This is a genomic window from Paraburkholderia caledonica (assembly GCF_000383275.1).
Classification (GTDB): domain Bacteria; phylum Pseudomonadota; class Gammaproteobacteria; order Burkholderiales; family Burkholderiaceae; genus Paraburkholderia; species Paraburkholderia caledonica.
On sequence record NZ_KB911037.1, the window covers coordinates 394,305 to 414,058 of the forward strand.

The window sequence follows — 19,754 nt, forward strand, 5'->3', positions numbered from 1 at the left end:
ATTGCGCGCGTAGGCGAGCCAGGCGCGCATGCCTCGTCAGGAGTTCAGCAAGGGGTGTGCCTCAAGATTGCAACGCATTACGGTTCGCAAGCCACCAGCGCGTGCAGTTCCTCGATGTTGAATGGCTTCGCCAATATGGCTACGCCCAAGCGCCGCGCGCGTTCGAGTTCGTCCGCGTAGCCCGTCATTAAAGCGATCTTCTGCGTGGGCCATGCGCTCCGCACTTTTTCAGCCAGGTCGATGCCGTTCAGCTTGCCTGGCATCTGGATGTCCGACAGCACGAGTTCAAAACGCTCGCCACCGGTCAGTACGTCGAATGCCTGATCGGCGGTGGGCTCGTGACGCACTGCGCAGCCGAACGTTTCCAGCACGGCCGCGACGCCCGCTGCGACGTCTTCGTTGTCTTCCACGAGGAGCACCATGCCCGCGTGCTGCAGCGCTGCCTGTTCCACCACTTCTTCTTTCACGGCGCGCGCCTGGCGGCGTTCGCGATAGCGCGGCAGATACATGCGCACCGTCGTGCCGCTGCCGGGCACACTGTCGATCTTCGCGGTGCCGCCCGCCTGTTCGCACATTGACAGCACCTGCGCCAAACCGAGGCCCGCGCCCGAGCCGCTGAGTTTGGTCGTGAACAGCGCCTCAAACGCGCGCCGCGCGACTGATTCGGGCATGCCTTCGCCGTCGTCGGAACACGCGATCAGCACGTATTCGCCATCAGGTAGCAAGGTATCGCTGCCGACCAGCCGGTTGTTCTGGCAACGAATCACGAAGCGTCCGCCGCGCGGCATCGCGTCGCGTGCATTCACCGCCAGGTTCATGATCGCGAGTTCGAGATCGGTCGGATCCGCGAGCACGTCCCATACGTCGTCGACAATGCTGAGCGCCAGTTCGATCTGATCGCCGAGCGCCGCCTCGATGAGCGGCGCCGCGCCCGGAATCCACTTTTTCAGGTGGATCGGCTCCTGCTTCAGCGGCTGCTTCTTTGCGACGCTCAAAAGCCGGCGCGTGAGCGATTCCGCAGTCGCGGTGGCGCGCTGAACCGCCGTCATTTCCTTTTCGAGGTTGTTGAACCGCTTGAGACGGGCAAGCTCGATATTCGCGGAGACGACCATTAGCAGATTGTTGAAATCGTGCGCGACGTTCGCGACCAGATTGCCTAGCGCGCCCATGCGCTGCAATTGCCGGCTCGAGGCTTCCGCCGAAAGCCGCATCGCAACCTCGCCCTGCCAGCGCTCCCATGCGACGCGCTCGCCGTCGAGTTGACGCAGCGAGTAAAGCACGAGTATCCAGATTGCGATACACGGCACCGCCGTCAGCGCGGCGATCACCATGAAGTGCTGGCGCCACGCGTCGACGATCGCGCCTGTTGCATAGGCGCTGGACACATACAACGGATAGTCGCCGACCCGGCGAAACGCGACGAGCCGCTCACCGCCGTCTTCCGCCGATTTGACGCGCACGTGGCCGGACAGCTGTTTGTCGCGCAACGCGGACGCAAACGCGTCGGACGCACTATCCGCCACGCCTGCCGGCAACGGCGGATAGCGCACGAGCAGATTGCCGTCCTGACGATAAAGCGCCAACGCGAGCGATGAGTCGCCGTTAGTGAGTTCGCGATAAAAGCGCGAGAAGTACTCGTTGCGCAACGCGACCGACACGACACCGAGGAAGTTGCCGTCGGTATCCGTGCGGGCGATGGTAGTGTTGAACACGTCCGTTTGCGATAACGGACCGAACATGGGCAACGAAAAGTACGGATGCGGGCGCATCGCTCGCGCGGAGACGAAGTCTTCGCGATGACCGATGGAGATGCCGGTTGCCGGATACGCGCGGCTCGACACGAGCAGATCGCCGTTCACACCAATCAGGTTGATGGACGCCACTTGCGGAAAGTCCCCGCCGATTTCGCGCAGGGCTTTGTGCAACTGCGCGTCACGCGCACGAAGCTGCTGATCGTCTTCGTCGCCGATCAGCTCGACGATGCGCGAAGCCATCTGCTGATTCAGGTCGAGCACCTTGACCGCCTGTTCCTCGGTCACACGCACTAGCCGGTCGATCATGTCATTCGAATCGGCGATGCGCCGCTGGTAATCGAAATAACCGTAGCCGGCGAGGCATGCAAGCGGGAAGAGAATCGAAACAGCAAGCACAACAAGTAACACACGCCGAGTCGCCGCAAAATTGCGCGACGGCATTGGGACATCAACTGCAACTCGCTCCGCACGCTGCACGGCCAACATCTCCACAAAGTCATGGGAAGTCATCTGATTCGTCGCACGTATCGTGCCTTCTGATCGTGCGCTATTTCCTTAAAAGGAATCTAGCGTACTTTCCGACCATTCACATAGCGAGAAGCGAAGAAACGAGAAATGTTTTTGCATGGCCTGGATTTAGCCGATGTCGGGCACGGCAATTGCTCGTTCATGTAGCACTTTTTCTCATTCTGGTCCTGTGGCCTCGGCGCGCGATCCTACCGCTGCGGGCCGCATCAGACAACGCCTCAAGGAACCCGCATGCCCACGACCGCAGTACACGTCGCCCAGCTTTCGCAGCTACGCGAGGACCGGGCACAACGCGTCGTAGTGGGTGACGAAAAAATCCTGCTGGTCCGCGACGGCGACACCGTGCGCGCCTATTCCGCCGACTGTCCGCACGCAGGCGGGCCGCTCGAGGAAGGCGCGTTGTGCCGCGGCCGGATCATTTGTCCGTGGCATAAGGGCACGTTCGACGCATCCACCGGCCAGGTGCTGGAGCCGCCGCCGCTCGTGCCGCTCGAACGCTATGCGGTGATCGTCGACGGCGATGACGTGATGGTGACACCGGGCAAGCTGCCGAACGAAACAGAGCTTGCCCGCACCCAGCAGCCGCATTTCGCGGTAATCGGCGCGGGCGCGGCCGGCGCCGCGGCTTGCGCGGCGCTGCGCGAGTACGGCTTTAGCGGGCGCATCACGCTGATCGGCGACGAACCGCACGCGCCCTACGATCGCACGTCGCTCAGCAAGTTTGTCCCTTCCGCGGAGATGTCCCCCGCCGATGTGCCGCCGCTTCTCGCTCACGAGTGGTTCGAGCAGCACGGCGTGGAACGGATCGTCGCAAAGGTGGTGCGCCTCGATGTTCCCAACCGTACCGTTCATCTGGAACCCGGTGGCGCATTGACCTACGACACCGCATTGCTCGCGACCGGCGGTGTGCCGAAAGTCCCTTCTATTCCTGGCTGCGAGCTTGGCGGCGTGTATGTGCTGCGCAATCTCGCCGACGCAGCGGCGATCGTCGACGCCCTTGGCGACGGGCCGACCGACGAACTCGCGACCGACGCCCCGTCTACCGCCGCGACCACCTCCACGCGGGTAGCGATTATCGGCAGCGGTTTCATCGGACTCGAAACCGCCGCATCGCTGCGCAAACGCGGCGTCGAAGTCGCCATTATTTCGCCGGACAAGGTGCCCTTTGCGAAGCAGTTCGGTGAACGCATGGGCGCGATGTTCCGCGCGCTGCACGAAAGCCATGGCGTGAAGTTTTATCCGGAAGCGAAGGTCGCCTCGCTCGAAGGGGAAGAAGGCAGCGTGCATGAAGTGATGCTGGAAAGCGGCGAGCATATCGCCGCCGACGTCGTGCTGTTAGGCACAAGCGTGACCCCGGCCACCGGCTTTGTCGAAGGATTGCCGTTGCAAAAGGACGGCGGCGTGATCGTGAATGCAGGTATGCAGGCCGCGCCCGGTCTTTACGCCGCCGGCGACATTGCGATGTTCCCGCTGCGCGAGAACGAGGAGCCGCTGCGGATCGAGCACTGGCGAGTAGCGCAACAGCACGCGCGCATCGCCGCGCAAAACATGTGCGGTGCACGCAACCGTTATGACGGCGTGCCGTTTTTCTGGACCTACCACTTCGGCAAGACGTTTGAATATCTCGGCCATGCAAGCGACTGGGACGAGCTGGTGATCGACGGCGACCTGGACAGTTACGAGTTCGCTGCGCTTTACGTGAAGGACGACAAGGTTCTCGCGGTGCTCGCGTGTGAACGCGACGCACAGACCGCGCACTTGATCGACGCCATGCGCCAAGGTCCGCTCAGGCGCGCCGACGCATTGCGGATTGTCGGGCGCGAGTCGTGCGGGACAGTCTGACGCAAGCCGATGTTTAGCTCATGGAGCGCTCACCTTTCATTCAACTCTACATGCCGATGTAAAAAGCACCCCAAGCAGGCCGTGCGAGCAGCATGGCCGTCCACCCATCACACCTATCAGCTCAAGGAGAAGCGTCATGGCAGAACCCAAGGAACAGCATCCGAATGCCGACAAGACCGAGAAGCAGATCGACAAGGAAGTCGAGGACACGTTTCCGGCGAGCGACCCGCCCTCTACCGGCGGCACGACGAAAATCGTGACTGACGACGAAGGCAAGACCTCAGAAGGCGGAGCCACCGGCAAGTAAGCACTGCTGCAACGACAAACGCCCGACGCGCAAGCGCCGGGCGTTTTTTTGCCTGCTTTTCCGGTGCTTTTCTAGACGTCGGCGACTGCGAGCGGTTCACCGCTTGTCGTGCTTGCGCACATGCGGCAAGCCGCCAGCATCTCCTGCAATGAAGTGACATAGCATTCGGCGCCCATTGCGTTTTGCAAATCGACGCTCCACTTCTCGAGATCCTCGCGCGCCCACAGTCCTACGATAATCGACGCGTTCGGCAAGCGTGCGCGAATGCGCCGCACCATGTAGCGCAAATGCGAGGGCACACCGTCGATCCGCAAATAGACGATGCAGACGACGCCCACGTCGTCGGCATCCATCTGCTCGATCGAGGCACGTGAAGCGGCCTCATGCGGTAGCGCGCGTGCCGTGAAACCATGCTTGCCGAGCAGTTGCAACAGAATGGTCGACGCCAGAGGATCGAGCGGGCCCCGTCCCGGAATACACAAGACACGTTGATTCGCTGCGCGCGGCGGATCTTCTGCTTCCTCCAGCGCATCGTCAGCGGCTTGTTGAGCGCTATCGTCGCGCGGCCCTTGCGCGGCGCCGCGCGACATATGGTTTGCAAACAACGCATGCATGCCCGCCGATGCAGCCGGCGCGATATGCGACGGCGCCACCGGTCCGATATCGGTGCCCGCATCCTCCGCCATGAGCCGCGGCGGCTGCTCGTCCGGATAACCGTCGAGTCCATCGATCAGATCGTTCGTGGTGGACTCGATGCGCGCGAGCTGCACCGAGGTCACGCTGCCGCGCACGACGTCGTTGGCGGCGAGTTGCAGGCCTGGGATCGTCACCTCGTCGTAGTACGCCGACAGCGAACGCTCGCGCAACAGCAGTTCCGCTTGCGCGAGCGCTTCGTCGGGGTCGCCTGCGAGCACACGTTGATAAAAATTTTCGATGGGCGTGAGCGCGGGCTGGTCGCCCAGCATCACGTCGAGAAATTCCAGACGCCTGATATGCCGGCCGAGCACGAGCAGGCAGAGCGTCAAAGGCGTCGACAGGATCAGACCGATTGGCCCCCAGATCCAGCTCCAGAAGATCGCCGCCACGACGACCGAAAACGGCGAGAGTCCGGTGCTGCGTCCATACAGCAGCGGCTCAACGACCTGGCCCACCAGCAGCTCGACCGTCACAAAAAGCGCTATGGACCAGATCGCCATGTCCCACCCGGGACTCACCGCGGCGGCGAGTGCGGTAGCAAGGCCGCCCGCGATCCAGATACCGACATACGGCACGAGCCGAAGCAACGCCGCGAGGATGCCCCACAAGATCGGACTCGGCACGCCAATCAAGAAAAGCCCCGCGCCGATCACGACGCCGAGCCCCGCATTCAATCCAAGCTGCGAAACAAAGTAGCGGCTCAGGCGTCGCGCTGCTTCGTCCATCACAGTAGTGGTGCGATGCAGATCGCGCGAGCCGAACAGCCTGATCGCGCGATCGCGAAGATCGTCGCGTTGCAAGAGGATCACCACCATCACGACGAAGACGATGAACGCCGTCTCCAGTGGACTGATTGCCGGCGACAACACGCGGCGCGCGAGTTCCAGCGGCGTCGGTACCGGCTCGCGCACTTCGACGGGAACGGCGGCAGGCGCCCGGCCATCGGAAGAAGACGCATCGCGCCGCGGCGCGGGCGGCGTCGGTTCAACGGTGGCACGCTGCAGCGCCTGACCCGCGGCTTTGGCGAAGCGATCGAGCTTGCCGACGGTCAGCGTATGCGCGGCTTCCATCTTATGCTCGATGGTTGCCTGATAGCGTGGCATGCCGGCCGCCAGATCGGTCAGTTGCATGGCGATCACCGCGCCGAGCACGCCGATTACCGACACCGAGATCACCACAGCGGCGAACACCGACGCGACATGGCCGAGCTTCAAACGGCCCAGCGACTTCACAAGTGGCGCGACGAGAAAGCTCAACAGAATTGCGAGCGTCATCGGAATCAGAACCGCTCGCGCGAAATACAGGCACGCTACGAGACCTGCGCCGACAGCCAACGCGATCAGCGCATCCAGACCGAACGCGGCAGGCGGCGCGTCGATGCGCGTGGGATGCCTGCCGCGTGACGGTTCAGGAAAGTCCTTCATGGCGATGCGTGCCGCTTATGGTTATCTGTTGTAGTGCTCCCTTGCATGTGCTTATTTTTTCGGCTCTTCCGCAATCGGCCCGCTTTCCACTGGCGGCGCTTCCTTCTCAATCTCGCTGCGGGCCTGCTCCCAGTATTCGTCGGGTGTGCCCTTCGGCTCCGACGCCTGCTCCCACAGGTAATAAGCACGCATGCGAATCTGTTCCTCCTGAGAGGTCTGCTCCTGTTCCATTTGGTCACCTACAGTAAAGGTCAAGCGGATGCCGGCATGGCGAAAGGCCGCGCGCAATCACTGAGTGAATACGCGCGGCCTTGAAGCAAAGAGCAAGTGCTATTCCCGAAGTGCTATCCCCGATCAGGGTGCAGGCGGGACTTCGCTTTCATCGGAAGTGAGCTGCTCTTCCAGCCGGTCGAACACGCGTTGTGTCGCGCGACTCGGTGCCTCGAGCGCGAACAGCAGGAGTGAGCGCGCTGTCACCTGATAGTCGTCGCCAGCGCTGAACTGAGGCAGTTCCGCGCGCACCGGCATGTTCGTGTCGAGCAGGCAGGTCCAGCGTTCGCCCTCGGGCACCTCAGGCAAGGTGAAGTTGACGACGTCGTGATGCGCGTTCAGCACCAGCAACAGCGTGGCGTCCGACGCGGGACGGCGAATGCCGCTTGCCTGCGCGCGGCCGTCGATCACGAGACCGAAGCAGCGCATCAGCGGATCGGCCCATTGTTCAGGCGTGAGATCGGTTCCGTCGGGCGAGAGCCAGCGCGCGTCGGTTACGTCGAGCGCCTCGTTGTACTCGCCGGTGAGAAAGCGGCTACGACGCAGCACCGGCAAACGGTGACGCAGCGTCGTGAGGTTTCTCACGAACTCGGTCAGCGCGCGGCCGTCTTCGTCGATACCTTCCCAATCCACCCAGCTGATCTCGTTGTCCTGGCAATACGCGTTGTTGTTGCCCTTCTGCGTGCGACCGAACTCGTCTCCGGCGAGAATCATCGGCGTGCCTTGCGAAAGCAGCAACGTGGACAGCAGATTGCGCTTTTGACGCTCACGCTGCTGACGAATATCGATGTCGTCGGTCGGACCTTCCACGCCCATGTTCCACGACTTGTTGTCCGAGTGTCCGTCCTTGTTGTCTTCGCCGTTCGCCTCGTTGTGCTTGTCGTTGTACGAGACAAGGTCGTTCAACGTAAAGCCGTCGTGAGCGGCAATGAAATTCACGCTGGCCCAAGGGCGCCGGCCGCGATGGTTGAACTTGTCCCCCGAGCCGGTCAGACGCGCAGCGAGATCGGCAACCATGCCCTCGTCTCCCTTCCAGTACGCGCGCACGGTATCGCGGAAGCGGTCGTTCCATTCGGCCCAGCCGGGCGGAAAGCCACCCACCTGGTAGCCGCCGGGGCCGCAATCCCACGGTTCCGCGACGAGTCGCACGCTGGAAAGAACCGGGTCCTGCCGGCAACTGTCGAGAAACCCGCCGCCCTCGTCGAAGCCGTGCGGCTCGCGGCCGAGAATCGTCGCGAGGTCGAAGCGGAAACCGTCGACCTTCATTTCCGTCACCCAGTAACGCAGGCTGTCGGTCACCATTTGCAATACGCGAGGATGCGACAGATTAAGCGTGTTGCCGGTGCCCGTATCGTTGATGTAATAACGCGGCTCGTCCGGCATCAGACGGTAGTACGACGCGTTGTCGATGCCCTTGAACGAGAGCGTCGGCCCGCGTTCGTTGCCTTCGGCGGTGTGGTTGTACACCACGTCGAGAATGACTTCGAGGTTCGCGTTGTGGAAGCTGTCCACCATTCCCTTGAACTCGCTGACGGAATCCGTCGACGAAGCGAAGAAACGCGGGTCGGCCGCAAAAAAGCCAATGGTGTTGTAGCCCCAGTAGTTGGTGAGACCCTTCTCCAGCAGATAGCTGTCGTTCACGAATGTCTGGACCGGCATCAGTTCGACCGACGTCACGCCGAGGCTCTTGATGTAGTCGATCACCGGTTTCTGTCCGAGCCCCGCGAAGGTGCCGCGCAATTCCTCAGGCACTTCCGGATGACGCTTCGTGAAGCCGCGAACATGCGTTTCGTAGAAGATCACGCGGTCCCATGGCAGCGGATTGCGCTCCGGGTGCGACCACGAAAAGGTTGCGTCCACCACCTTGCACTTCGGCACGAACGGCGCGCTGTCGCGCTCGTCGAACGACAGGTCCCCCTCTTCGGAACCAAGCGTATAGCCGAAAATTTCAGGCGCCCATTTCAGCTCGCCGATGTGCGCCTTCGCATAAGGGTCGAGCAGCAGCTTGTTCGGATTGAAACGATGGCCCTTCTCGGGCTCATACGGACCATGCACGCGATAACCGTACACGGCACCGGGTTTCAGATTCGGCACGAACACGTGCCAGACCTCGTCGGTATATTCGGGCAGTTCAATGCGTTCGATTTCATGCTGACCGGTTTCATCGAACAGACACAGTTCGACCTTGGTCGCGTGCGCTGAGAACAGCGCAAAGTTCACACCGTTTCCATTCCATGTCGCGCCGAGCGGAAAAGGAGTGCCCTCCGCGATGCGCGTGGAGTAATTGGCCGGGGATGACATAGGGATTCCTGTGAGAAGCAAAAGCGCTTGCGCGCGGTTCCTGTGTAGGCAATATGAACAGCAGGCTCGCTCCTGTAGCAATCCTTGGGCCTGAGACTGGGCGGAGCGCCAGACGCGGCACGCAATTTGCGGTAACGGGTTTGAAAGCTACTGGACGCGCCACGAACGGCGCCATACATAACAAGGAGAAACGATCATGGGAAGCACGCAAGCCAGACCGCTGCTTGCAGCAGCAGTGCTGCTCGGCACACTCGCGTCGCAAGGCAACGCTTATGCGCAGGGCGCTCCGCAATCCATTACCGAAAGGCGCACCGACGTGGTTCAGCTTGCGAGCGGCTATCGCGCGTCGAAGCTGGCCGGGGCCGACGTCTTCAACAAGAACAAGGACACCATTGGAACTGTCGACGATCTGATCGTCTCGCCAGGCGGCGACCGCGGCACCTACGCCATTCTGTCGGTGGGCGGTTTTCTAGGGTTGGGCAAGCATCTCGTGGCGGTTCCGTTCAACGATCTGCAGATCACCAATCGTCGCGTGGTACTGCCGGAGGCGACCAAAAAGTCGCTCGAAGCGCTGCCGGAATTCAAATACGCCGACTAACACTGTGCCTTGATGTTTGGGCACGTTTCGGCGTGCCTCGCGCTGCGCGAATACGCACAGCGCGAAGATTGAGCCGCAGCGCAATGGACGAAGCAGAGCGCGGCTAACGAGCCCCGCTCTGCCTCTCCCGGCGTTTCTACACTTCTTGCCGCGCGTTGATCTGCATTGACCCGCTTCGACCCGCGCGACAACCGGTCTTCACGCGAACAGCTTGTCCAACGTGATCGGCAATTCCCGCACGCGTTTGCCGGTCGCATGCCAGATCGCATTGCACACTGCAGCCGCCACACCCACCACGCCGATTTCACCTACGCCCTTCACGCCAAGCGGATTGACGATATCGTCGTGCTCCTCGACAAACAGCACGTCGATGTCATGAATGTCCGCGTTGACCGGCACGTGATAGTCGGCAAGGTTGTGGTTCATCTGCCGGCCGATATCGTGGTCGAACTGCCCTTCCTCGTGCAGCGCCATGCTGATGCCCCACACCACGCCGCCCGCCACCTGGTTCGCCGCAGTCTTCGGATTGACGATGTGACCTGCGGCCACGGCACTCACCACGCGAGTCACGCGCACGGTGCCCAGCGCCTCGTCCACGCGCGCTTCGACAAACACCGCGGAGTGTGTGCCCATCGAATACGCCTGCTGCTTCTCGTGCGGCTTCACGCTGGCTTGCTCTTCGAGCGATTCGAGGCCGGCGCGCTCCAGCAGCGTGTCGATTGCGATTGCGTCTTCGGTACCTGATCCGCACACCATCTGCTTGCCCGCACGCCTGATGTCCTCGCGCGCGACACTCGCGAAACGCGCGCCGCCATGTTGCCGCGCAAGTTCAACGAGACGGTTGTGTAGCCGCTTGCACGCGACATCGACCGCGCTTCCCACCGACGACACCGTCCATGATCCGCCTTCAAGCGGCGCTTTTGGCAAGCGCGTATCGCCGAGTTCGAACACCACGTCGTGAAGCGGCACACCGAGCGCGTCCGCCGCGATTTGCGTCATTGCGGTGTAAGTGCCGGTGCCGATATCCGCAGTCGAACTCGACACAGTCACCCGGCCGTCGCGCGTGAGCACCGCGCGCGCGGACGCTTCGTTTTGCATCGCGTCCCATGCGCCCGTCGCCATGCCCCAGCCGATCAGCTCAGTGCCCTCGCGCCGAGCGCGCGGCGCAAGCGGCCGCTTGTCCCAGCCGAAGCGGGCGGCGCCTTCGCGATAGCATTCGCGCAGCGCCTTGCTGGAGAACGGCAGATTCTTGTTCGCATCGCGTTCGGCGTAGTTGACGAGGCGCAGTTCGAGCGGGTCCATCTGCAATGACTCGGCCAGTTCGTCCATTGCCACTTCGAGCGGGAAAAGACCTTGCGCGGCGCCCGGCGCGCGCATGTCGGCGGGCGTCGGCACGTCGAGCCTCACGACCTTGTAGCCGAGCGTCACGTTCTCGCATTGATATAGCTGGCCGGCCCAGTTCACCACCACGTCGCAGTAATCTTCGTATTGGGATGTCTCGGAGACGGCTTCGTGAATCACCGCCTGCAGCCTGCCGTCGGCGCCCGCGCCCAGTGCCACGCGCTGAATCGACTGGGGCCGATGCGCAAACGTGAACATCTGCTGGCGCGTCAACGTCACTCGCACGGGGCGCTTCAATTCGAGCGCCGCCATGACCGCAAGCGCGAGGTGATACTGCGGCCGCAAGCCCGAGCCGAATGCGCCGCCGACAAAAGGCGACACCACCTGCACCTGATCGTCGCTCAAGCCGAACACTGCCGTCAGATACGACTTGGTGTTGACGACGCCCTGTGTCTTTTCATACACGGTCAAGTGTCCGTGCTCGTCGGGTACGACTGTGCAGCCATGCATTTCCATCGGGTTGTGATATTCCGCCGGCGTGCTGTAGAACGCATCGACACGCGCCACGGCGCTGGCCAACGCAGCGTCGGCGTCGCCGCGCGGCGGGGGCGGCGGGTCGAAGCCGCCCTTCTCCGTCGAAGGCGGCTCTGCGTCCATGAGCGCCTCGCCCATATCCGTTCGATGCGGCGCCGACTCATAGCGCACATCCACGAGCGACGCCGCATGACGCGCCAGTTCGAGCGACTCCGCAAGCACGAGCGCAACCGGCTGGCCGCTGTACCACACACGGTCGTCCCACAGCGGCCTGAGCGGGCTGCCGCCGGGCGCAACCATGTCTTTGTACGGTTTGTCCTCGCGAGGCAACTCAGGGCGATTCTGATACGTCAGCACATGCAGCACGCCCGGCAACGCAAGCGCGGCCGACGAATCAATCGACACGATACGCCCCGCCGCGATCGTGCTCGACACGACGAAGCCATACGTGAGTCCATTGGCGGTGAAGTCGGCCGCGTACTGCGCGGCGCCGGTCACCTTCAGTCTGCCGTCGACGCGCTTGTGCGGCACGCCGCTCGCGCGCAGAGCAGGCAAAGATTCAACACGGTTCATTGCACAGACTCCTCGAACGAACGTTGACTCGCGCCCAGAAATGCGCGCTCGATCGCACGCGCCGTCAATTCGACCTTGAACGCATTGCCGCGGCGGCCCTGCGCGTCGCGCAGCAGGTCGGTAGCGAAGTTGCGTACCGTCTCCGCGCTCAACGTCTTGCCCTGCAGCGACGCTTCAGCGTCCGTATTGCGCCACGGCTTGTGCGCAACGCCGCCGAGCGCGCAACGCACATTCACGATCACGTCGCCGTCGAGTTCCAGTCCCAATGCCACGGAGACAAGCGCAAACGCATAGGACGCCCTGTCACGCACCTTGATGTACGCATGATGCTGCGCGAAGCCCTGCTTCGGTAACTCGACCGCAGTGATCAGTTCGTCGTCGCGGATATTGGTGTCGATGTGCGGCGTGTCGCCCGGCAAGCGGTGAAAGTCGGCGAACAGCAACACGCGCGCTCCGTCGGGCCCGGACAGATGCACCGTTGCATCGAGCGCGGCCAATGCCACGCACATGTCGGAGGGATGCACGGCAATGCAGTGTTCGCTTGCACCGAGAATCGCATGCATCCGGTTCACGCCTTCTAGTGCAGGACAGCCGGTGCCGGGTTCGCGCTTGTTGCAGCGCGTGCCCGCATCGTAGAAGTAGACACAACGCGTGCGTTGCAGCAGGTTGCCGCCCACGCTCGCCACGTTGCGAATCTGCGGCGAAGCGCCCGCGAGAATCGCCTTGGAGAGCAACGGATAGCGCGCGGCAATCTGCGGGTCGTAAGCGGCCGCGCTATTGGTCACGAGAGCGCCGATTTTCAGTCCGCCCGCTGCAGTCGGCTCGATCTGCTTAAGCGGCAAGCGGTTGATGTCGATCACGACCTGCGGATGCGCGACGTTCACGCGCCACAAATCAACCAGATTGGTACCGCCCGCGATAAATGCTGCGGCTCCTTTTGCACGATGCTGTTCGATCGCTTGCGACACTTCATTCGCGCGCGTGTACGAGAACCGGTTCATGGCCTCACTCCCTGGCGGTCCTTATCCGCAAGCTCCGCTGCGTCGAGAATCGCGGCGACGATATTGGTGTAAGCGCCGCAGCGGCACAGGTTGCCACTCATCAGTTCACGCACGTCGTCCGCGGTTTTTGCATGGCCTTCCTGCAGCATCGCCACGGCCGAGCAGATCTGTCCTGGCGTGCAGTAGCCGCACTGAAATGCATCATGGTCGATGAACGCCTGTTGAACCGGATGCAGCGTTTCGCCGTTCGCGAGTCCTTCGATTGTCGTAATCGACGCGCCGTCGTGAACCACCGCGAGCGCGAGGCATGTGTTGATACGCTGGCCGTTCACAATGGCGGTGCACGCGCCGCATTGCCCGTGATCGCAGCCCTTCTTCGTGCCGCTCAAATGGCAGTGCTCGCGCAGCAAGTCGAGCAGCGAGGTCCAGGCTTCCACTTCGAACTCATGCTTTTTTCCGTTGATGTCGAAGCTCACCGGCACGCGCTGGACGTCGCTCGGTGCAACGTCCAGCAGCGTTTCCGCTGTGGGTGAATTCATGGGGGTTTCTCCTGACGATGGGTACGTACGGCGAGCGCAAGACGAACCCATGACGCGCGCAAGCGGCGTGCCCGGCAGCACAGCGTTGCAATGCTGCGCGCCGCTCATGCAGCGTTGCGTCGATAAGGATCTGAGGCGCGACTCTGAGAACCGCCGCTTGCGCCTAGTCGCGCAAGCAGCGGCCAGTTCGGCACCCGTCCAACAGACCTAGATAATCGGCGAACCGCCCGTAACGGCGATCGTCGCGCCAGAGATGTAACTCGCTTCGTTTGACGCCAGCATCACGTAGGCCGGCGCGACCTCGGCCGGTTGGCCCGGACGCTTCATCGGTACCTGCTCTCCGAATTTTTCGACTTTTTCCGGCGGCATCGTCGACGGAATCAGCGGCGTCCAGATCGGACCCGGCGCGACGCAATTCGCGCGAATGCCCTTTTCAGCCAGCAGTTGCGCAAGGCCGCCCGTGAAGTTCTGGATCGCGCCCTTGGTGGTCGCGTACGCGATCAACCCGGGATTCGGATGGTCCGCATTAATCGACGTGGTGTTGACAATGGCGCCGCCCGGCTTCATGTGCCTGACTGCAGCGCGTGTGATCCGGAACATCGCGCCGATGTTGGTATCGAACGTCTTATCCCATTCCTCATCGGTGATTTCGTCCAGCGACGGATAGGTCATCTGATATGCCGCGTTGTTCACGAGCACGTCGAGCCGCCCGAACGCCTCGATCGCCTTGTCGACAATCGCGTTGCAATGCGCCGGATTCGCAATGTCGCCTGGCACCAGCACCGCCTTGCGGCCGGCCTCTTCGACCCAGCGCGCGGTCTCGCGTGCATCGTCGTCTTCGTTCAGATAGGAGATCAAAACGTCTGCGCCTTCACGCGCGAATGCGATGGCGACTGCGCGGCCAATGCCACTGTCGCCGCCAGTGATGATGGCTGCCTTGCCAGCGAGGCGTCCCGAGCCCTTATACGATTTCTCGCCGTGATCGGGTTGCGGGTTCATCTCCGCAGTGCGGCCCGGCGTCTGATCTTGCTGCTGTCCTTTGAACGGCGGCGTGGGACGTTCTGTGTCGCTCATATAAAACCTCCAGAAAACTGTTTAACCTGCGCGGCGTGCAAAAAGCACGGCGGTGCGACAGATTCAGCAACCCTCGGGCCCGCGCATGACACGGTTTTCTGGTGCATTGCCGCTGCACAATGGGACATGAGTCGCGCATCGACGAAGCAAATGCGCAAGGAAATGCGATGCGCTGCGCGGCAATTCGAGCGAAACGAAGGGAGTCGGCAACACGTAGAACACGGCGGAACGCATGTCGGAACTGCGTCTTGCACACCGCAGTTTTTTCAAACGGCGCGCACGCTTTACGGCGCGCCCACCGCATGCAGCGCCGCAGCCGACTCCAGCACGCGCAGCAGACGCTCCGGCGTCAACGGCTTCGCGCAGTGCGCGTCGAAGCCCACGGCGCGCGCGCGAGCGCGGTCGTCGCGTGATGCAAACGCCGTACAGGCGATCAGCAGCATATGCGCGGTGGACGGATGCGCGCGCAGGCGCCGCGCCAGTTCCAGGCCGTCCAGGCCGGGCATCTTGATGTCGAGCACCACGGCGAACGGTTGCCATTGCGATGCCATTTCGCAGACCGCGTGCGGATCTTCGAGCGCACGGCATTCGAACCCGTCCGCGTTCAACAACATTTGCAGCGCGTCCGCCGCCTCTCGATAGTCGTCCACGACGAGTATGCGCCGGTGCGACGCCATTGCGTACTGGATTGGCCGCCACACGACCACGTCTTCGCTGTCGTCGAAGTGGTTGTCGAACTGGTTGTCGAACTGGTTGTCGAGCATCACTACGTTCTCCCTGGTGCATGCGCGCGCCGCATCACGGCACCCGCCGCCCGGTTGCAAGATTCGCTCCCGCGCTGCGCTGCATCACTGGTGACATGCTTTCTGAATGAGCCGCGATCTCGCAGCGGCGGTGTTTGCCGTCGATGTGTCTTGATTGCATCGTTGCCGATGCGTCTTACGGATTCGTTGCGTGTCTGTTACTTATGCGCTGCCGCGACGGTCAGGCCGCGCGATCGTCGATGAAACCCTTGAGCATCGCGAGCGTATCCGCGTCGTCGATATGCTTGTCGGTGCGCCAGCGCAGCATGCGAGGGAATCGCACGGCCACGCCGGACTTGTGACGCGTGCTTGCCTGAATGCCCTCGAAGCCGATTTCGAATACGAGCGTCGGCGTCACGCTGCGCACCGGCCCGAACTTCTCGATCGTAGTCTTGCGTACGATGGCGTCAACCTGGCGCATTTCCTCATCGGTAAGACCCGAATACGCCTTTGCGAACGGCACCAAAGTGCGCACGCCATTGGCTTCGTCCCACACCGCGAACGTGAAATCAGTGTATAGGCTCGCACGTCTGCCGTGTCCCCGCTGCGCGTAAACCAGTACGGCGTCGATTGCATACGGATCGATTTTCCACTTCCACCATGTGCCCGAAGCTTTCGTGCGGCCAACACCGTACATCGACTCGCGCTCCTTCACCATGAAGCCCTCGACACCCCGCGCGCGGCTCTCTTCGCGTAGCGCTGCCAACGCGCGCCAGTCGGCTCCGGACACCTGCGGCGATACACGAAGCAAGTCGCCCGAAAGCGTGCCGTCCAGCGATGCAGCCAACGCGTCCAGACGCGCGCGCCGTTCGGCCAGCGGCGTCATTCGCAAGTCTTCGCCGTGCGCTTCCAGCAGATCGTAAGCAAGCAGCGCGGCGGGCGAATCGGCGAGGATTTTTTTCGTCAGGGTCTTTCGTGCGATGCGCGGTTGAAGGCGCGCGAACGGCAATGGCGCAGCGGCGCCCGGCTCCCAGGCAAGGATTTCGCCGTCGATCACGAAACCGTCAGGCAAGGCCTCGCCCAGCGCGGCCACTTCCGGAAACCGGTCGGTGATCAGATCCTCGCCTCGCGACCACAACCACACACGGCCGCCGCGTTTGACGAGTTGCGCGCGTATGCCGTCCCACTTCCATTCGATCAGCCAGCGCGACGGATCGCCAAGCGTCTCGGGATCGGTTTGCAACGGATGCGCGAGAAAGAACGGATATGGAAGGCCCAGATCGCTGTCGTGCCGATCCGCCGATTGCTGCTCGCCCGCGTTGCCGGCATCGGGTGCGTCGGGTGCGATGAGACGCAGATAACGCGCGGCGTCCGGTTTCTGCCGGGAATCGGTCCATCCGACCATGCGTTGCGCAATCCGCTTATGATCGACTCCGGCGACCTGTGCGAGCGCACGCACCACCAACTGCCGCGCCACGCCGACGCGAAAGCCCCCACCAATCAACTTGGTAAGCAAAAAGCGCTCGCCCCAATCCAGCTCGTCCCAATAGCTGAACAAACGCGTGCGCAACTCCTCAGGCGCAAGACCGCGCAACGTCAGCACACGCTGCTCGATCCATTGTGTGAGGCCCAGTTCGGAACTGCGCTGCGCGGGCGGCAGAATATGCGCGATGGTCTCCGCAAGATCGCCGACTGCGTGATACGACTCTTCGAAAAGCCAGGCGGGCAATCCCGCGCGTTCGCGGGCAAATTCGGTCAACAGACGCGTGGGCACCGATTGCCGCGGCTTGCCGCCGGCCAGGAAGTACGACGCCCACGCGGCGTCTTCGGGTTCCGCTACGGCAAAGTAACTCGTCAGCGCTTCGAGCTTGTCGTGCGTGGACGTCGTCGCGTCGAGCGCGGTGTAAAGAGCAGCGAAGCGCTTCATGAACGGCTCGCGGCATCGTCGAACTCATGCACGGGCGCGGCGTCACCCGGCGGGAGCGGCGCATTGCCCGGCACGGCCTCGTCGCCGCCCAATGCATCCGCTTCGACCGTATCGTCGCCGTATTGGGTCACGAAGGCGCCTGCATCCAGTCCCTGCTCGCGCAGCCAGCGCACCATCGGTTCGACCGAGCCGTGTGTGACGATCACGCGGCCCGCGCCGGTCGCGCCAATCGCCGTTTGCAGCGCCGGCCAGTCCGCATGATCGGAAAGCACGAACCCGCGATCGACGCCGCGCCTGCGTCGCGCGCCCCGCAAGCGCATCCAGCCCGACGCGAACGCGTCGCTATAGTCGCCGAAACGCTTGAGCCATGCACTGCCTTGCGCGGACGGCGGCGCAACGATCAACGCCTGGCTGAATGCCGCCTTGTCCTTTGGCGCAATTTCGCTAACGAGACGTACCGGCGGCAACCGCACGCCCGCCTCGCGATAAGCCCGATTGAGCGGTTCGACCGCGCCATGACAGAAGATCGGCCCGATGCCCGCGTCGACGCTTGCCAGAACGCGTTGCGCCTTGCCGAACGAGTAACAGAACAGCACGGACGCGCGCCCTTGCGCCGCGTTATGACGCCACCATGAATCGACGCCGTCGAATATGGTTTGCGGTGCGTCCCAGCGGTAGATCGGCAGACCGAAAGTCGACTCGGTGATGAATGTATCGCAGCGCACGGGCTCGAATGCGTCGCAGGTCGGATCGGGGTCGAGTTTGTAATCGCCGGATGCGACCCACACGCGCCCGCGGTGCTCGATGCGTAATTGCGCGGACCCCAGCACATGTCCGGCGGGATGCAGGGACACGGTCACTCCGTTGATATCGAGCCGTTCGCCGTACGCAAGCGTTTGCAGCGAAATGTCAGGCAGGCGCGACAGCAGCACGTTTGCGCCCGCACGCGATGCAAGATAACGCCGATGCCCGAAGCGGGCGTGATCGGAGTGCGCATGCGTGATCACCGCGCGCTCGACGGGGCGCCAGGGGTCGATATGAAAGTCGCCGGGCGGACAATACAGACCCTCGGGCCGCGCGACGACGAGATCCCCGGAGTCTGCATCTCCCAATGAGATGTTCGATGAGCTGGATGTGTTCGATATCGATTCGGATGCCATGTTGCACCTCGAAAGCAAGGCGTATTCCTGCACACTTTTCTTCGCGGTCGCGATGCGCGTGGCGGCTTTCTTGCTTAACCTATGCAGAAGCGCACCGGCATGCGCCGTCCGTCGGCGGCCCGCCGCGCGCATGGCGAGGCCCCATGTACTCCATCATCGATCAACGCACACTCAATGTCGCGAAGCATCCGGGCAGATTCCTCCTCGAAACGATGAAGGCGTTCCGGGCCAATCAGGGTTTGCTGCTCGCCGGCGCGGTCGCGTACTACGCGTTGCTTTCCATCGTGCCGCTGATGATCCTCATTGTCATCGCGCTGTCCCGCATCGTGCCGCAACACATTCTGCTTCCGGCGCTGGGGCACTTGCTGCAGTGGCTCGTGCCGGGCCAGTCCGCAGCACTCGTACGTGAGCTTGCCAACTTTCTCGCTCACCGTGCGGTGATCGGCTGGGTGCTGTTCGTGACGATGCTGTTCTTCAGTTCACTTGCATTCACGGTACTCGAAAACGCGATGTCGCTGATCTTCGTACACCGTGTGGTTATACGGCGGCGGCATTTTCTACTCTCGGCGCTGCTGCCCTACTGTTACATCCTGTTCCTCGGCGTCGGCGCGTTGATCGTCACGCTCGTGTCGAGCGGACTGGAAGCCGTGGGCGCCGAAGGCATCGACCTGTTCGGGCTGCATGTGTCGCTGCAGGGCGCTTCGCGCGTTCTGCTGTATCTGCTGGGTCTGGCCGGCGAAGTTTTCCTGCTGACGTCGATCTATATGGTCATGCCGGTTGGACGGCCATCGCTCAAGCATGCGCTGTTCGGCGGCATCGTCGCTGCGCTGTTGTGGGAGATCACACGGCATGTGCTGGTCTGGTACTTCGCGACGCTTTCACAGGTCAGCGTGGTGTATGGTTCGCTCACCATGGCGATCGTCATTCTCTTCAGTCTGGAATGGCTCGCCACGTTGCTGCTTTTCGGCGCACAGGTGATTGCACAATACGAGCGCTTCGGCATCGAGCCGCAGAACGCGCCAAAGCAGCCGATAAAGACCGGATGAAACCTTCAGGCCGCAGCGCGGCGAATCGGTGCAGACGTGCAGTGGCGGCGGCGCCGCGAGACTGCGGTAACATTCTGTCGGAGGCCGGACCGAGCG

Annotated in this window: 15 protein-coding genes; 4 read left to right on the forward strand and 11 right to left on the reverse strand. The window is 62.6% G+C overall.

Going from position 1 to position 19,754, the window contains the following annotated elements; genetic code table 11:
- Positions 1 to 77: 77 nt before the first annotated feature.
- Entirely contained in the window at positions 78 to 2,231 is a 2,154-nt protein-coding gene (locus H281_RS0114485; RefSeq protein WP_027804601.1) for a hybrid sensor histidine kinase/response regulator, read from the reverse strand.
- Between the two features lie 282 nt (positions 2,232 to 2,513).
- Between H281_RS0114485 and H281_RS0114490 the strand changes: the two genes are divergently transcribed.
- On the forward strand, positions 2,514 to 4,124 hold the full coding sequence (locus H281_RS0114490; protein WP_020067840.1) for an FAD-dependent oxidoreductase: 1,611 nt from the start codon (positions 2,514 to 2,516) through the stop codon (positions 4,122 to 4,124).
- Between the two features lie 136 nt (positions 4,125 to 4,260).
- Positions 4,261 to 4,431 carry a hypothetical protein gene (locus H281_RS36840; protein WP_020067841.1) on the forward strand — a complete coding sequence of 57 codons (171 nt, stop codon included), beginning with the start codon at positions 4,261 to 4,263 and terminating at the stop codon, positions 4,429 to 4,431.
- Between the two features lie 71 nt (positions 4,432 to 4,502).
- On the opposite strand, the gene H281_RS0114500 is transcribed toward H281_RS36840, so the two are convergent.
- The 3 genes from H281_RS0114500 to glgX form a co-directional block, all read right to left on the reverse strand.
- Positions 4,503 to 6,551 (reverse strand): AI-2E family transporter, encoded by a 2,049-nt coding sequence (locus tag H281_RS0114500; RefSeq protein ID WP_020067842.1) that lies wholly within the window; start codon positions 6,549 to 6,551, stop codon positions 4,503 to 4,505.
- A 51-nt stretch (positions 6,552 to 6,602) separates the two neighbouring features.
- The gene (locus H281_RS0114505) at positions 6,603 to 6,782 is read right to left on the reverse strand and encodes a DUF2934 domain-containing protein (RefSeq protein ID WP_020067843.1); all 180 of its coding nucleotides are present in this window, start codon (positions 6,780 to 6,782) and stop codon (positions 6,603 to 6,605) included.
- 123 nt (positions 6,783 to 6,905) lie between these two features.
- Positions 6,906 to 9,122, reverse strand: coding sequence for a glycogen debranching protein GlgX (glgX, locus tag H281_RS0114510; protein WP_020067844.1), 2,217 nt, complete (start codon positions 9,120 to 9,122; stop codon positions 6,906 to 6,908).
- A 196-nt stretch (positions 9,123 to 9,318) separates the two neighbouring features.
- Here glgX and H281_RS0114515 point away from each other — a divergent pair, with 196 nt between their 5' ends.
- Positions 9,319 to 9,720 carry a PRC-barrel domain-containing protein gene (locus H281_RS0114515; RefSeq protein ID WP_020067845.1) on the forward strand — a complete coding sequence of 134 codons (402 nt, stop codon included), beginning with the start codon at positions 9,319 to 9,321 and terminating at the stop codon, positions 9,718 to 9,720.
- A 198-nt stretch (positions 9,721 to 9,918) separates the two neighbouring features.
- Here the strand turns inward: H281_RS0114515 and H281_RS0114520 are convergent, their stop codons facing one another.
- From H281_RS0114520 to H281_RS0114555, 7 genes are all read right to left on the reverse strand, one after another.
- Positions 9,919 to 12,168, reverse strand: a complete 2,250-nt coding sequence (locus H281_RS0114520; protein WP_020067846.1) for a xanthine dehydrogenase family protein molybdopterin-binding subunit — start codon at positions 12,166 to 12,168, stop codon at positions 9,919 to 9,921.
- Positions 12,165 to 13,169, reverse strand: a complete 1,005-nt coding sequence (locus H281_RS0114525) for an FAD binding domain-containing protein (RefSeq protein ID WP_020067847.1) — start codon at positions 13,167 to 13,169, stop codon at positions 12,165 to 12,167. The genes H281_RS0114520 and H281_RS0114525 overlap by 4 nt, the downstream gene beginning before the upstream one ends.
- Positions 13,166 to 13,708 (reverse strand): (2Fe-2S)-binding protein, encoded by a 543-nt coding sequence (locus H281_RS0114530; RefSeq protein WP_020067848.1) that lies wholly within the window; start codon positions 13,706 to 13,708, stop codon positions 13,166 to 13,168. Before H281_RS0114530 ends, H281_RS0114525 begins: the two co-directional genes overlap by 4 nt.
- 207 nt (positions 13,709 to 13,915) lie before the next feature.
- The gene (locus H281_RS0114540) at positions 13,916 to 14,782 is read right to left on the reverse strand and encodes an SDR family oxidoreductase (protein ID WP_020067850.1); all 867 of its coding nucleotides are present in this window, start codon (positions 14,780 to 14,782) and stop codon (positions 13,916 to 13,918) included.
- Between the two features lie 284 nt (positions 14,783 to 15,066).
- The gene (locus tag H281_RS0114545; RefSeq protein WP_020067851.1) at positions 15,067 to 15,546 is read right to left on the reverse strand and encodes a response regulator; all 480 of its coding nucleotides are present in this window, start codon (positions 15,544 to 15,546) and stop codon (positions 15,067 to 15,069) included.
- Between the two features lie 220 nt (positions 15,547 to 15,766).
- Positions 15,767 to 17,452 carry an ATP-dependent DNA ligase gene (locus tag H281_RS0114550; protein ID WP_020067852.1) on the reverse strand — a complete coding sequence of 562 codons (1,686 nt, stop codon included), beginning with the start codon at positions 17,450 to 17,452 and terminating at the stop codon, positions 15,767 to 15,769.
- Positions 17,449 to 18,612 carry a ligase-associated DNA damage response exonuclease gene (locus H281_RS0114555; RefSeq protein ID WP_033379574.1) on the reverse strand — a complete coding sequence of 388 codons (1,164 nt, stop codon included), beginning with the start codon at positions 18,610 to 18,612 and terminating at the stop codon, positions 17,449 to 17,451. The genes H281_RS0114550 and H281_RS0114555 overlap by 4 nt, the downstream gene beginning before the upstream one ends.
- 143 nt (positions 18,613 to 18,755) lie before the next feature.
- On the opposite strand from H281_RS0114555, the gene H281_RS0114560 reads away from it, so the two are divergent.
- Complete coding sequence (locus tag H281_RS0114560; protein ID WP_020067854.1) at positions 18,756 to 19,658, forward strand: YihY/virulence factor BrkB family protein; 903 nt, start codon at positions 18,756 to 18,758, stop codon at positions 19,656 to 19,658.
- Positions 19,659 to 19,754: the final 96 nt, after the last annotated feature.